Origin of the sequence: Achromobacter veterisilvae, from assembly GCF_900496975.1 — a bacterium.
Lineage (GTDB): Bacteria > Pseudomonadota > Gammaproteobacteria > Burkholderiales > Burkholderiaceae_B > Achromobacter > Achromobacter veterisilvae.
Window position 1 is genome coordinate 96063 of sequence record NZ_UFQC01000017.1, and the last position, 12686, is coordinate 108748.

Genomic DNA, 12686 nt, shown 5'->3' on the forward strand with positions numbered 1-12686 from the left:
GGTGCGAGTCCCGGGCACGGATTGCGGCGCCTCTGGCGGGCGCCGTCCGGACCATCATACGAACAGCCCATTTATAATTCCAATGCATTTATTTCATAGTATTAATGCGATTTGGACATGGACTTCCAGAAACTCAAGCATCTGCTCGCCGTCATCGAGCACGGCACCTATTCGCGCGCGGCGGACGCGGTCAACCTGTCGCAACCCGCCCTCAGCCGCAGCATCCAGGCCCTGGAAGCCGAACTGGGCCTGCCCCTGCTGGACCGCGGCACCCGGCGCGTGCGCCTGACGCCCTACGGCGCCTGCGTGGCCGAACGCGCGCGCCGCATGCGCTTCGAGGAAGCGGAACTGCAACGCGAACTCAAGACCCTGCACAGCGGCGAATCGGGCGCGCTGTCCATCGGGCTGAGCCCCACGCCCGCGTCCCTGCTGCTGTCGCCGTTTCTGGCCCATATGGCCGAACGCCACCCGCAGGTGCGCGTCGGCGTCGAACTGGGCGCCACCGCCGCCCTGCTGGAGATGCTGCGCGCCGAACGCATCGACGCCATGGTCTGCGATGCCCGCATGCTGTATGACGCGGCCGACCTGGAAACCCGCCCCCTGCCCCCGCTGCGGGCCGGCCTGGTCTGCCGCAAAGGCCATCCCATCCTGGCCCACAAGCGGCCGGGCATCGAACAGATCCGCCAGTACCCCGTGGCCTCCAGCACCCTCAGCCCCGAAGTCTCGCTGCGGCTGACGGAAACGCTGGGACCGGGCGGCGCCCCCGAACAGATGGTCACCCACCGCTGCGAAAACCTGGACGCGCTGGTCGAACTGGCGCTGCGCTCGGACACCCTGCTGCTGGGCGTGATCTGCGTCACCCGCCGCCAGCAGGAGGCCGGGCTGATGGTCGAAGTGCCGATCCCGCCGGATCCGCAGCGCCAGGGGCACTACGCGCTGGCCCGGCTGGCGGGGCGCACGCCGCTGACGGCGCAGGATGCGCTGTACGAGTTCACGCGGGGGTGCTGGGATGGATTTGCGTCGCTAGGCCTGCGTGCTCAACCAGTGCGCGACGGCCTGGACTGACGCCGACGGCGGCCGGCCGGCGTACATGGCCAGGTGATAGGTGTGCCCGTCTATCTCCGGGCCGAACGGCTGCGCCAGATGGCCCGCCTCCAGCTCCTCGGAGATCAACGCCAGGCTGACCAGCGCGACACCATGGCCGGCGACGGCCGCCTGTATTGCGTGTCCTTCATCGGAAAAGCGCAATTGACTCGCCTGGCGGGGCTGGGGCCGCTGCGCGACCTTGAACCAACGCTCCCACGTGGGATTCTCCGGTTGGGGCCGCTTCCAGTCGAAACGGATCAACGGCACGCGGGCCAGATCGTCCGGCGATTCGACGCCCAGGCGCGGATTCGCCACGGGCGCGAACCGGTCCGTGAACAGGGGCTGGGTCACCAGGCCGGGATACGGCCCGCGGCCATAGCGGATCGCGATGTCGACCGCGGTCGATCGCAGATCGACGACGTCGTCGCTGGCCTGCAACTGCAAGTCGATGCCGGGATGCCGGCTCCGGAAATCGGCCATGCGCGGCACCAGCCACTTCACGGTAAATGCATTCGTCGCGGAGATGGTCACTTGAGTGCGTGTCCGCTGATGCGTCAACCGCGCCAGCGTCGCTTCGAAGGCATCGAACCCGTCGCGCAGGACGGGATAGAGCTGCGTCCCCGCGTCGGTCAGCGACACCCTGCGCACATGGCGATCGAACAGCAAAAGCCCGGTCTGCGCCTCCAGCGCGCGGATCTGGTGACTGACGGCGGTGGGCGTGACGGCCAATTCCTTGGCGGCGGCCTTGAAGCTGCCCAGGCGCGCGGCGGCTTCGAATACGCGTAGCCCGGAAAGCGGGAGGGATCGACGTTGCATGACCGGCATCATAGATGAGTTTCTTTCACCTTATAGCTGACAAACGAACCTTTGTCACCAGGGCCACGCATCCCTACAGTACGGGCATGGATCGGCCGCTATCGCGCTGATCCTCCCAGCAACCATAAGTGAAGGAATTCGCACCATGCTACAACGCGTCATCACCCAGCCCGACAACTACGAGCCCTTCCTGCTGTCGCAGGGCATTCAATTCGGAAACCTGCTGTTCATCTCCGGCCAGGCGGGCGCCGGCGATGACGGAAAGATCGTCGCCGGCGGCTTTCTTGCGCAAGGCGAACAAGCCTTCCTGAACTTGCGCCGCGCGCTGGCAGCCGGCGGCTCCAGCTTGCGGGACGTCATCAAGGTCACCATCTTCGTCACCGACATGGGACATTTCGAGGACGTGGTGACGCTGCGCCGCCGCTTCTTTTCGGCCCCCTACCCGGCCGACACGATCGCCGAAATCAAGGCGCTCTACGACCCCGCCGCCATGATCGAGATCGAAGCGATCGCGGCCGTGCGTCCGCAGGAGGGCCGCTGACATGAGCACGCTCGCCGATCGTCCGGACGGCGATGCGCAGACCGCGCACGCCGGATTGTTCACGCCGCTGCGGCTGGAGAGGGGCCTGAGCTTGCGCAACCGCCTCGCCGTCGCGCCGATGACTCGGGTCAGCGCCACGGCGGACGGCCGCGCCACGGCGCAAATGGCCGACTACTACGAAGCCTACGCTGCCGGCGGCTTCGGCCTGGTGATTACCGAAGGCATCTACACAGACAAGGCCTATGCGCAGGGCTACCTCTTCCAGCCCGGGCTGACCGACGACGCGCAGCGCGATGCGTGGCGGACCGTGGTGGACCGCGTGCACGCACACGGCGGCCGCATCGTCGCGCAGCTCATGCACGCGGGCGCGCTGTCGCAAGGCAATCCCCATCGCGCCGCCACCAAGGGCCCCTCGGCCGTACAGCCGAGGGGACAGCAGATGGCCTTCTATCGGGGCGCGGGGCCGTACCGGATGCCCGAAGCCATGTCGGACGAGGACATCTCCGCAGCGGTCGAAGGCTACGCACAGGCGGCACGCAGGGCGCAGGAGGCCGGATTCGACGGCGTCGAGATCCATGGCGCGAACGGCTATCTGCTGGACCAGTTCCTCACCGCCCACACCAATTTGCGCGAGGACCGCTACGGCGGCAGCCTGGACAATCGCCTGCGCCTGACCGTGGACGTCATCCAGGCCGTCCGCCGGTCGACGGCAAAACACTTTGTCGTGGGGGTGCGCAGTTCGCAAGGCAAGGTCAACGACTTCACGCACAAGTGGGAAGGCGGCGAGGCGGATGCGGCGCAGATCTTCCGCACCCTGGGCGCGCAGCCCATCGATTATCTGCACACGACCGAGTTCGAGGCCTGGCGCCCCGCTTTTGGCGAACAGGGTCCCAGCCTCGCAGCCTTGGCGCGGCGGCACGTTCCGGTCCCGGTGCTGGCCAACGGCTCGCTGCATGATCCCCAGCAGGCCGGCGGCTTGATGGCAAGCAAGGACGCCGACTTCGTTTCGCTCGGCCGCGGCGCGCTTACGCATCCCGACTGGCCCGCAAGACTGCGCGCCGGCGAGGAGCTGGAGACCTTCGATCGGGGGCTGCTGGCGCCAATCGCCGACCTGGCCAATGCCGCGCGCCATCGCGAGGAACGCCGCCGCGCTTGTGGAGGCGGTTCGGCGCGAGACCGATGATGACGCTCCGGAAGCCAGCTACCTGTCAACACGCTGCGTCGAAGACCACCTACCGGCTGGGCGGGGAATGGCGCGTGACCGAGATGTAGATGTCATACCGGGCGGCCTTCCTTCTTGAAAGGAAATAGTGAGCTGCTGTGGGCCAATTTCGGTCACGCTGAAATCCCAGCCATAAGCGAACATTCTGCTTATCTACGCGGTATGCTAACCACGTTCAGCAGTCGCCGTATCCATTGCTTTGTTACTGGGGACTCTCGGAACTCCCCATGGTTGCAGCTTACTGATTGATTTCTTTAAGTGGCTAACGTCCGCGCTTGCGGACCTCCACCGTTATTGCCGAGCAGGGCATTCGCACGATAACGAAGTTGGCCACCTCGCGAGATGATTAACCCAGGGAAGCCACCATGATTAGCAAGATCGTTTCTGGAGGACAGACCGGTGCCGATCGGGCTGCCCTGGATATTGCCATCGAGCTCGGTATCCCCTGCGGTGGATGGGTGCCTAAAGGGCGTCTCGACGAGAACGGAGCTATTCCAGACATCTACCCCGGCATGGTCGAGGCGCCGGATGCGGAACCAGACACCCGAACAGCTCTGAACATCAAAGACTCAGACGCCACTCTAATTCTCTCCCACGGAGATCTGTTCGGCGGGTCGAAGTTCACAGCATCCACAGCCGAGCAGGCGGACAAGCCGTGGCTCCACGTCAATCTCGCGCGCCTCAGCGTTCCTGAGGCAGTGCGTGAGGTCACTCGCTGGCTCGCGGCAACTCGCCCAGCCACGCTCAATGTCGCCGGCCCTCGGTCAAGCGATGATCCCGTTATCTATGCGAAAACAAAACGGATCCTGGAGGCAGTCCTAATGGACATGAAGCCGCCCTCCAATGATCCCGTACTGGGAGGTGATCTATTTGCTGTCGTCCTGGCTCGGCGTGATGCGGCGCTTGCGAACTTCAGACACTGGGATCAAGTGCGCTGGTTGGTACCGTACTGGTACTGTGTCCTCGCTACGGCCGTCGGCTGACTCATGGCCTACCTAGCTCGCCCGGGGAACGAAATTCTTCTGAGAGCCGTGACGGGAGGGCTGGCGGTCTTCGGAATCCTGTGCTTGAAGTTAGTCTGGAACCTCGGCAACTACCACAATACGACTATTCAACGCTACGAGAAATTTCTCGATGAAATTCCTCTTGATATCCAAGTTAAGTCCGCCTTGCGAACTGACCTTCCTTTCGCGTTAATGAGCGATAAGATCTGGTTCAGCGCAACCTGCTGGTTCTTCGTATTCATTGTCGTGCTGACGCTTGGATTCGCAATGACCGCCGTGTTCGGACTGTGGTGGTAGATGGGCTGGCTAACGGCAGCATGCAGCGGACGGTATTCCGCCCCGCGGCCGATGCAGAACACGGAGCGGCCAACTTCTTTCGGCAGCGACCGGCTGCATGCACAGTTGGAAGCAGTCTGTCATCGAGGACAGCTTCCGGCCATGAGCGGCCAGTCGCTCTAAGTGATAGTTATATATGGGTGGCTAAGGACTAGCGACAGCGCCACTATGCCCAACGACGCATTGGGCGTCCGCCTGCCGTATGCTTTGAATCCACGAGAGACTTCATGGGGAACTGGGATGACGAAGCCTGTAGGCGGGGTGACAGCGACGGAACGGCTACTCGCCGAATTCTGTGAACAGACTTTCCTGAAGCTTTGGAGCTATCCCAATCCGCACAAGGATGATGGACATGAATTGTGTGACCTGCTTGCTGTCTTCGGTGACACCTTATTCGTCTTCTTTGATCGTGAGAACGAACTCCCTGAGAACCCTGACAAAGATGCACAAGTACTTTGGGAGCGCTGGAAGCGCAACGTCATCGACCGTCAGGTCAAGACCGCACACGGGGCGGAGCGCTACATTCGCAGTGGTAGGCTGATCTATACCGATGCGAAGCGCGAAACACCACTCCCAGTGCCCTTCGATAAAGACACGGCGGTCATCCACAAGATTATCGTTGCGCACGGAGCGAAGGAGGCTTGCGAACGGGCATCGCCACAAAATATTTACGGAAGTCTTGCAATCTCCTACACGGAGATCGACGGGGGGCCGACAATTCCGTTCCATGTCCAGATCGACAGGCACAAGCCAGTTCATATCTTCGATAGCCACAACATGCACATCGTCTTTAGAGAGCTAGATACGGTCAGTGACTTCTCCGCCTATCTCAATGAGAAGACCCGCGCAGCAACCACCTTTGACTATCTGAGCTACTGCGGCGAGGAAGACCTCCTCGGTCACTATCTCCTGAATTACGACGGCGCGACTAAGCGCCACGTTATCGGGCCGAGGGGCGACGGCTGGAAAAATATCAATGGGGTGCTGGTCGGCGAAGGTGAGTGGCACGACTTCGTGCAGACTGATCTTTACAAGAATACTAAGCACGAAGACCGCGTATCGTACTTTTGGGATCAGTTAATTCAGCGGACTTGCCAGAACAGCCTGGCGGGAACGCTTGGAGGCAACTCGAATATCGCGAGCGGTGAGAGTGCCATCTTCGAAATGGTGAAGGAACCCCGCTTCATGCGTCGTGTCCTTTCCGAAAAGATGCTCACCGCCGTCGAACGCTTCCCTGAAACGGGAAGGTTCACGCGCCAGGTGACCTTCCTGCCGTCGTTCGAGCCCAACATTGGCTACGTTCTGCTGCAATTACGTGTTCCAGAGGAGTTCCGCTCAGAGGCGGACTTCCGTGAAAAAAGGCAAACTCTGTTGGAGATTGCTTGCGGCGCCGCCAAGAACAAGTTTCCCAATTTGCTGAAGGTCATCGGTATTGGCATTGAGGCCCCGAAGTTCTCAAAAGGCGAAGTCGCTGAGGACTTTATCCTAATGCCGTGCGAGACCTGGCCAGACGACAGAAAGAGCTACTACGAAGATCTGAACCGTGAATGGAATTTCTTTGGAACGGGCTCGCTACAACAATTCAGGGATCACGTCACACAGTTCGTACAGCCGAACCGTCCAGAGAGGCGATCAAAGTCCGGCAAGACCGGGCGAAACGATCCATGCCCGTGTGGCTCAGGAAAAAAGTTTAAGAAGTGCCACGGGGGATAATATCGAGCGTTACCAAGCCTATCCTTACAAGTGAGGCTCCAGGACTCGGCATAGCTGACGTCGGTTTTGGATCGGCAGTAATCGCTGTCCCCTGCGTTCACAACGCCTCTTCAACGCCCATGGACAGCATGTCGAACTAAGCGCTGTCCGGCTAGAATTTAGACTGATGATCGCGGCAACTTGGGGGAGAGCCGCTCGGCCCGTTCAGAGAGTCATCTAAAGGGCGGTGTCAGTCCGCACGACGTTACAGATATCGACAATCTAGGAAAACATCGGGAGCTGCATGGCAACCTTGTCCTCCATTGAAAAGCGGAAACTCGAACGCTTGCTCGGCATGAGTAGCGGCTATGTTCTCAACTTTTCCGATCGAACGTTTTCCCTTTTCTTCGAAGAGCATACCGGCCTGGACATCGACGACGCTAAATATCGTATCAATATGAGTTCGGGTTCCAAGGCCAACCGCATGCGGGGATTTTGGACCATTGAGCCCGACCATGTCGTCGCAAAAGTGATTGGCGCGATGATTGAGCACGCCAACGAGTACGAATGCCTGCCGGTGGACGTTGACAATGCCCTGCTCGTTGACGTGCAGAAGGTGATCGACCGACTTCACCATAACTCGTCCAGTCCCGTTCCCGAGATCGACGCGTTCACGGCCAGCGTCAACGACTTGGACTTCGAAGCTGCCGCCAAACACATACGGACGGCCATTGATCAAAATGAACCCGCGACCGCTCTCGATCGGCTGCATGTGTTCACGATCAAGTTCCTACGTACGCACTGCGAGCGCAGAGGCATCGAGGTCAACCGCGACAAGCCGCTGCACAGCCTCATGGGTGAGTATGTCAAAGCGGTTCGAGCGGCCGGTCTGCTTGAGTCGGAGATGGCCGACCGCATCCTGCGGAGCGGTATCAGCATCCTGGAAGCGTTCAACGATGTGCGGAACAACAAGAGCCTAGCGCACGACAACCCCATTCTGAACGACAGCGAGGCTCGGCTTATTTTCAGCCACATCGGTGCATCCATCAGGTTCATTCGCGCTCTAGAAGGACGAGCTACGGCCCGATCTCGTTGAGCGTCGCGTCCAAAGGCTGCCCTTGAATTCCCGACCGCACGACATACGGGGGTGGCCCAAACTCGGACGGCCAAGTGGGGCAGCTCACGGCCACCAACGGACGTTTGATCGCACGTCACGACTCAGAGGATTTTGAAATCCATCCGGCCAGCTTGTAAAATTTGCAAAGCTCACCGAACAAGTGATCAATACGGCTTGACACGTCGCGCGCTTTCAGCTTTGAAGCCGAATTGTCCCGCTAGTGTCCCGGGGCGCAGGACAGACCTCCAGATCGCAGATTGCTAGGCTCTTGAGCGTGTGATGAATGTATGCGTCTTCGAAAGGCTCGGGGGATCGGGTTCCGTGCCGCTTCCAAAAAGGCCTCTATGCCAACACCAAAATTCAAACCACGCCCACAGATGGGCACACAATCTCGCAAAGATTGGAAGGACCACCCACTTGCAATAGCGGTTGTCGTTGCAGTGGGGACTGCCGTGTTCTTCATGACAGTGGTCGTTCCCTTGCGCGTTGACCTTCTTACTGCGAAGGTGGAGCGCCTTGCCGAATTGAGCGCGAACTCGGCCTCGATCGCAAAGGAGCTTGAGCGCACTAAGCGGGAGTTAGCTGAGGTGCGTGCGGCCCTGCAGACGAGTTTGCTGAAGTCTCCGTTCCAAGATAGAAGTGTTTATCCGCTCGGATTTGACGAGGTGGTTATCGGCACCCCAGTGGCTGAACTTATAAGCCGTTACCCGGACGGCACATGGGATGAAGAACGAGCGTACTACTCTGTCAACGCAAAATTTGACGCAGTTGTGACGGGGGGGACCTACTACTTCACAGAGAGAGGCGGCAAGGGCAAAGTTTCACAGATACTCTTTCACCTCGCCAGCGGCGAGAAGGCTGGAACTGATCTCGCTCGAAAGCACTTCTTGGCGAACTTTGGTGAGCCTGACGCGACGCGGAGAAGAAGCATGTTTTGGAGAGCCACCGATCGCGAGTGGGTGACGCTGGATGCACCACACGATCCCCTTCCTGGAGCTTATCGCGTGTACGCCGTTAACGCCGCGGCTCCAACGTACGAGTTCGATCTATTGAAGCGGTAGCGAACTTGAAGGGCTACTTACGAAATACCTTGACGTCCACTTCGGGTCGCAAGCGGACATCAACGACGGCCCGCCCCCAGCCAGAAGCGCCCCCCCGGCAACTAACGAATCAAATCGAAATCAGTTGCTATTGATCCACTCCTGCGTATCCCGGATGAACCACGGAAGATTCAACCTTTCCCCTTCCCCGGACTGGATGGTCAAACGTTGGTCCGAGGAACCGGGGGTGCTGTTCGCGCCCTGCGTCGTGGGAGATGGGCGGCTCCGATAGTCCATATCGGTTTGCCGGGGCGGATTATCCGCGCAGGCGGCAATGGACGCGCACGCAGCCGCGACAAGGATGGGCCGCAGTGCTAAGCGTAGGATCTTCATAATGTTCTGTTTCCCGCTGGCGGCACAGGCCGAAGTGCCGGGCAATCAAGGCCTTTACTCCGTACCTTACTCGCAATACGAGGCCTCCGCCGGCGTCTCACGCTGTCTGCCGTACGCGCCGCCCGCCACCCAGCCCCCTATTCCCTCACCGCCACCGTATAGTTCAGCGCCAGCCTGCCGCCGTCCGCATACACCGTCTGGCCCGTGACGTAGCTGGAATCGTCGCTGGCCAGGAACACCGCCACCTTGGCCACTTCGTCGGTCGCGCCCAGCCGCTGCATGGGAATGCGCGACAGCACGGTCCTGCGCGCCTCGGGGTTGGCGGTGATGGTCGCCAGGATCTCGGTGTCGATGCTGCCGGGTCCGATGGCGTTGACGCGGATGCCGTGCGGCGCCAGCGATAGCGCCATGGACTTCGTCATCTGGCGCACCGCGCCCTTGCTGGCGCCGTAGGCCAACTGGTCGGGCATCGCCAGTTCCGCCGTCATCGACGACAGGGTCACGATGGCGCCGTTGCCGCGTCCGCCCGCCACCATGGCGCGCGCCGCGGCCTGGGCCACCAGGAAGGTGCCGCGCACGTTCACGTTCATGACGGCGTCCAGGTCCTCCAGCGTCAGGTCCAGGAAATCCGCCGCCCGGATCACGCCGGCGTTGCACACGCAGATATCCAGGCCGCCCCAGCGCCGCACGCATTCGTCGGCCAGCGCCTGCGCGTCGGCCGGATCCGTCACGTCGGCCACCGCGGCCGCGGCCCGTTCGCCCAAGGCGCGCGCCGCGGTCTCCAGTTCGGCGGCCTTGCGGTCCGCCATCAGCACGTAGGCCCCTTCGGCCGCGAAGCGCCGCGCAATCGCCAGCCCGATGCCGCCGGCCGCGCCGGTGACGAGCGCCACCCGATCCTGCAATCTCATTTCAGACTCCCACGTAGGCAGCCACCAGTTCGGGCCGCGCGGACAATTCCGCCGAGCTTCCGCGCCACACCGTCGTCCCCTTGTCGAGGATGAAGTTGCGGTCGGACAAGCGCAGCAAGGCCGTGGTGTTCTTGTCCACCACGATCATCGACAGGCCGTCGGCCTTCAGTTGGGCGAGCACGCGCCAGATCTCGGCGCGCACCACCGGCGCCAGGCCTTCGGTCGCCTCGTCCAGCACCAGCAGGCTGGGGTTGGTCATCAGGGCGCGGCCCAGCGCCAGCATCTGCTGCTCGCCGCCCGAGAGCTGCGTGCCCAGGTTGGCGCGCCGTTCCCGCAGGCGCGGAAACAGTCCATACACGCGTTCCAGCGTCCAGCCGCCGGCGGCCTTGGGCGCGCAGGCCGTGGCCACCAGGTTTTCCTCCACGGTCAGCGTCGGGAATATCTGGCGCCCTTCCGGCACCAGCGACAGGCCCAGCCGTCCGATCCGGTAAGGCGCCAGGCCGCGCAGCGAGCGGCCGCCGTATTCGATGCTGCCCTGGCCGGCGGGAAGCAGGCCGAACAGGCATTTGATGACGGTGCTGCGGCCCATGCCGTTGCGGCCGATGAGGCCCACGACCTCGCCCTGCCCCACGTCCAGGTCGACGCCGAACAGCGCCTGGCAATGGCCGTAGGCCGCCGTCAATCCGCGTATGTTCAACATGGCGCGCTCCTAGGCGTCGGCGTCGTCGCCCAGATAGGCGCGGCGCACGTCGGGATGGTTGCGGATGTCGTCCGCGCTGCCGGTGGCGATGACCTTGCCGTAGACCAGCACACTGATGCGGTCGGCCAGCGCGAAGACGGCGTTCATGTCGTGTTCGACCAGCACGATGGTGTAGCGGCCCTTCAGGCTTTGCAGCAAGGCGATCACGCCGGCGCTTTCGGCCGCGCTCATGCCGGCCATGGGTTCGTCCAGCAGCAGAACGGACGGCTCGCCGGCCAGCGCCATCGCGATTTCGAGCTGGCGGCGCTGGCCGTAGGCCAGGCTTTCCACCGGCGCCTCGGCCACGTCGTCCAGCCCGCAGGCTTGCAACGCCCGCCTCGCGGCATCCACCACGTCCGCGCAATCGCGCAGCGCGGTCCAGGGCGACAGGCGCCGGCGGCGCTTGCGCAAGGCGGCCAGGCAGGCGTTGTCCAGCACGGTGTAGCTGTCGAACACGGAGGTCACTTGGTAGGACCGCAGCATGCCCTGCGCCACGCGCTCCTGCACCGAAGCGCGGGACACGTCGGCGGCGCCCAGGCGCACGGATCCGCTGTCGGGCCGCAGTTCGCCCGACAGCAGATTGATCAGCGTGGTCTTGCCGGCGCCATTGGGGCCGATCAGGGCGTGCAGTTCGCCGGGCTCGACGGCCAGCGACACCCCGTCGGTCGCCCTCAGTCCGCCGAAGCGGCGCACCAGGTCCCGCGTGGCCAGGCTCGCGGGCGCCGCGGCGTGGGCGGTCTGCATGTTCATACGGAAGCCTCCTTGGCCAGCGCGTCCGGCGGACGGCGGTCCGTCTTGCTCTCCCCGCCCGCTGGCGGAGCGCTGGAAGCCGCGCCGGGCGGCGGACGGCGCAGCCAGGCCAGCGAACTGCCGTAGCCTCCCTTGGCCACCATCGCGATGGCCACCACCGCCGGCCCCATCAGCAGCATCCAGTGCTGCGTCAGGCTCTTGAATCCCTCTTCCATCAGCAGGTAGGCGATGGCGCCGACGATCGGCCCCAGCACGCTGCCCAGGCCGCCGATCACCACCATGACGATGAGTTCGCCCGACACCGGCCAGGACATGTAGCTGGGCGAGGCGAAGGCCGTCAGGTTGGCCAGCAGCAGCCCCGCCACGCCGGTCAGCACGCCGGAGGTCACGTAGGCCGCCAGGCGCACGCCGAACACGGAATAGCCCAGCGCGTCCACGCGCCGCGGGTTGGCGTGCGTGGCGCGCAGGATCATGCCGAAGGGAGAGCGGCGCAGCTTCAGCATGGCGATGCTGGAGGCCAGCAGCAGGCCCCAGGCCGCCCAGTACACGGGCTGGCTGCCGTCCAGGTCGAACAGGCCGAAGGAACTGGGTTCGTAGATGTTCAGGCCGTCGTCGCCGCCGTACTCGCGCAGGCTCACCGCCAGGAAATAGAACATCTGCGCGAACGCCAGCGTGATCATGATGAAGCCGATGCCCGAGGTACGCAGGCAGACGGTGCCCACCGCCAGTGCCACCAGCGCGCAGACCGCGATGCACACGGCCAGTTGCAGCCAGCCGTTGCCGAAGCCGTGGTAGCTCAGGATGCCGACCGCGTAGCAGCCCAGGCCCAGGAACATGGCGTGGCCGAAGCTCACCAGCCCGGCGAAGCCCAGCACCAGGTTCAGCGCCAGCGCGGCCAGCGCGTAGATCAGGATGCGCGCGCCCAGGGTCACGTAGAACGGTTCGCCCAGCCACTGCGCGGCGAACGGCACGCCGGCCAGGACCAGGAACAGCAGGGGCAGCGCCCAGCGCCGCGTGTCGTTTGCTTGCATGATGATTGGAC

General features: G+C 63.0%; 14 protein-coding genes. 8 read left to right on the top strand and 6 right to left on the bottom strand.

Annotation, left to right across the window (positions count from 1 at the left end; genetic code table 11):
* Positions 1 to 117: 117 nt before the first annotated feature.
* Positions 118 to 1065: a LysR family transcriptional regulator gene (locus tag AVE30378_RS17205; protein ID WP_129242083.1), complete on the top strand. Its 948-nt coding sequence runs from the start codon at positions 118 to 120 to the stop codon at positions 1063 to 1065.
* Here the strand turns inward: AVE30378_RS17205 and AVE30378_RS17210 are convergent.
* Entirely contained in the window at positions 1024 to 1902 is an 879-nt protein-coding gene (locus AVE30378_RS17210) for a LysR substrate-binding domain-containing protein (RefSeq protein WP_129242084.1), read from the bottom strand. The two genes, AVE30378_RS17205 and AVE30378_RS17210, sit on opposite strands and share 42 nt — an antisense overlap.
* A gap of 145 nt (positions 1903 to 2047) precedes the next feature.
* Between AVE30378_RS17210 and AVE30378_RS17215 the strand changes: the two genes are divergently transcribed.
* From AVE30378_RS17215 to AVE30378_RS17245, 7 genes are all read left to right on the top strand, one after another.
* Complete coding sequence (locus AVE30378_RS17215; protein WP_129242085.1) at positions 2048 to 2443, top strand: RidA family protein; 396 nt, start codon at positions 2048 to 2050, stop codon at positions 2441 to 2443.
* A gap of 1 nt (position 2444) precedes the next feature.
* Entirely contained in the window at positions 2445 to 3626 is a 1182-nt protein-coding gene (locus tag AVE30378_RS17220) for an oxidoreductase (RefSeq protein WP_129242086.1), read from the top strand.
* Between the two features lie 404 nt (positions 3627 to 4030).
* Positions 4031 to 4648 carry a putative molybdenum carrier protein gene (locus AVE30378_RS17225; RefSeq protein WP_129242087.1) on the top strand — a complete coding sequence of 206 codons (618 nt, stop codon included), beginning with the start codon at positions 4031 to 4033 and terminating at the stop codon, positions 4646 to 4648.
* A gap of 3 nt (positions 4649 to 4651) precedes the next feature.
* Positions 4652 to 4966 carry a hypothetical protein gene (locus tag AVE30378_RS17230; protein ID WP_129242088.1) on the top strand — a complete coding sequence of 105 codons (315 nt, stop codon included), beginning with the start codon at positions 4652 to 4654 and terminating at the stop codon, positions 4964 to 4966.
* A gap of 279 nt (positions 4967 to 5245) precedes the next feature.
* Positions 5246 to 6718, top strand: coding sequence for a YecA family protein (locus AVE30378_RS32865; protein WP_129242089.1), 1473 nt, complete (start codon positions 5246 to 5248; stop codon positions 6716 to 6718).
* A 283-nt stretch (positions 6719 to 7001) separates the two neighbouring features.
* A complete protein-coding gene (locus tag AVE30378_RS17240) occupies positions 7002 to 7793 on the top strand; it encodes an abortive infection family protein (protein WP_129242090.1) in 792 nt (263 codons plus the stop codon).
* Between the two features lie 473 nt (positions 7794 to 8266).
* On the top strand, positions 8267 to 8875 hold the full coding sequence (locus AVE30378_RS17245; RefSeq protein ID WP_129242091.1) for a hypothetical protein: 609 nt from the start codon (positions 8267 to 8269) through the stop codon (positions 8873 to 8875).
* A 120-nt stretch (positions 8876 to 8995) separates the two neighbouring features.
* Here AVE30378_RS17245 and AVE30378_RS32870 read toward each other — a convergent pair whose 3' ends face one another.
* From AVE30378_RS32870 to AVE30378_RS17270, 5 genes are all read right to left on the bottom strand, one after another.
* Positions 8996 to 9247, bottom strand: a complete 252-nt coding sequence (locus tag AVE30378_RS32870) for a hypothetical protein (protein ID WP_129242092.1) — start codon at positions 9245 to 9247, stop codon at positions 8996 to 8998.
* Between the two features lie 137 nt (positions 9248 to 9384).
* Positions 9385 to 10155 carry an SDR family NAD(P)-dependent oxidoreductase gene (locus tag AVE30378_RS17255; RefSeq protein WP_129242093.1) on the bottom strand — a complete coding sequence of 257 codons (771 nt, stop codon included), beginning with the start codon at positions 10153 to 10155 and terminating at the stop codon, positions 9385 to 9387.
* Position 10156: 1 nt separating this feature from the next.
* On the bottom strand, positions 10157 to 10855 hold the full coding sequence (locus tag AVE30378_RS17260; RefSeq protein WP_129242094.1) for an ABC transporter ATP-binding protein: 699 nt from the start codon (positions 10853 to 10855) through the stop codon (positions 10157 to 10159).
* A gap of 9 nt (positions 10856 to 10864) precedes the next feature.
* Positions 10865 to 11644 carry an ABC transporter ATP-binding protein gene (locus AVE30378_RS17265; protein ID WP_129242095.1) on the bottom strand — a complete coding sequence of 260 codons (780 nt, stop codon included), beginning with the start codon at positions 11642 to 11644 and terminating at the stop codon, positions 10865 to 10867.
* A complete protein-coding gene (locus tag AVE30378_RS17270) occupies positions 11641 to 12675 on the bottom strand; it encodes a branched-chain amino acid ABC transporter permease (RefSeq protein WP_129242096.1) in 1035 nt (344 codons plus the stop codon). Before AVE30378_RS17270 ends, AVE30378_RS17265 begins: the two co-directional genes overlap by 4 nt.
* Positions 12676 to 12686 lie beyond the last annotated feature (11 nt).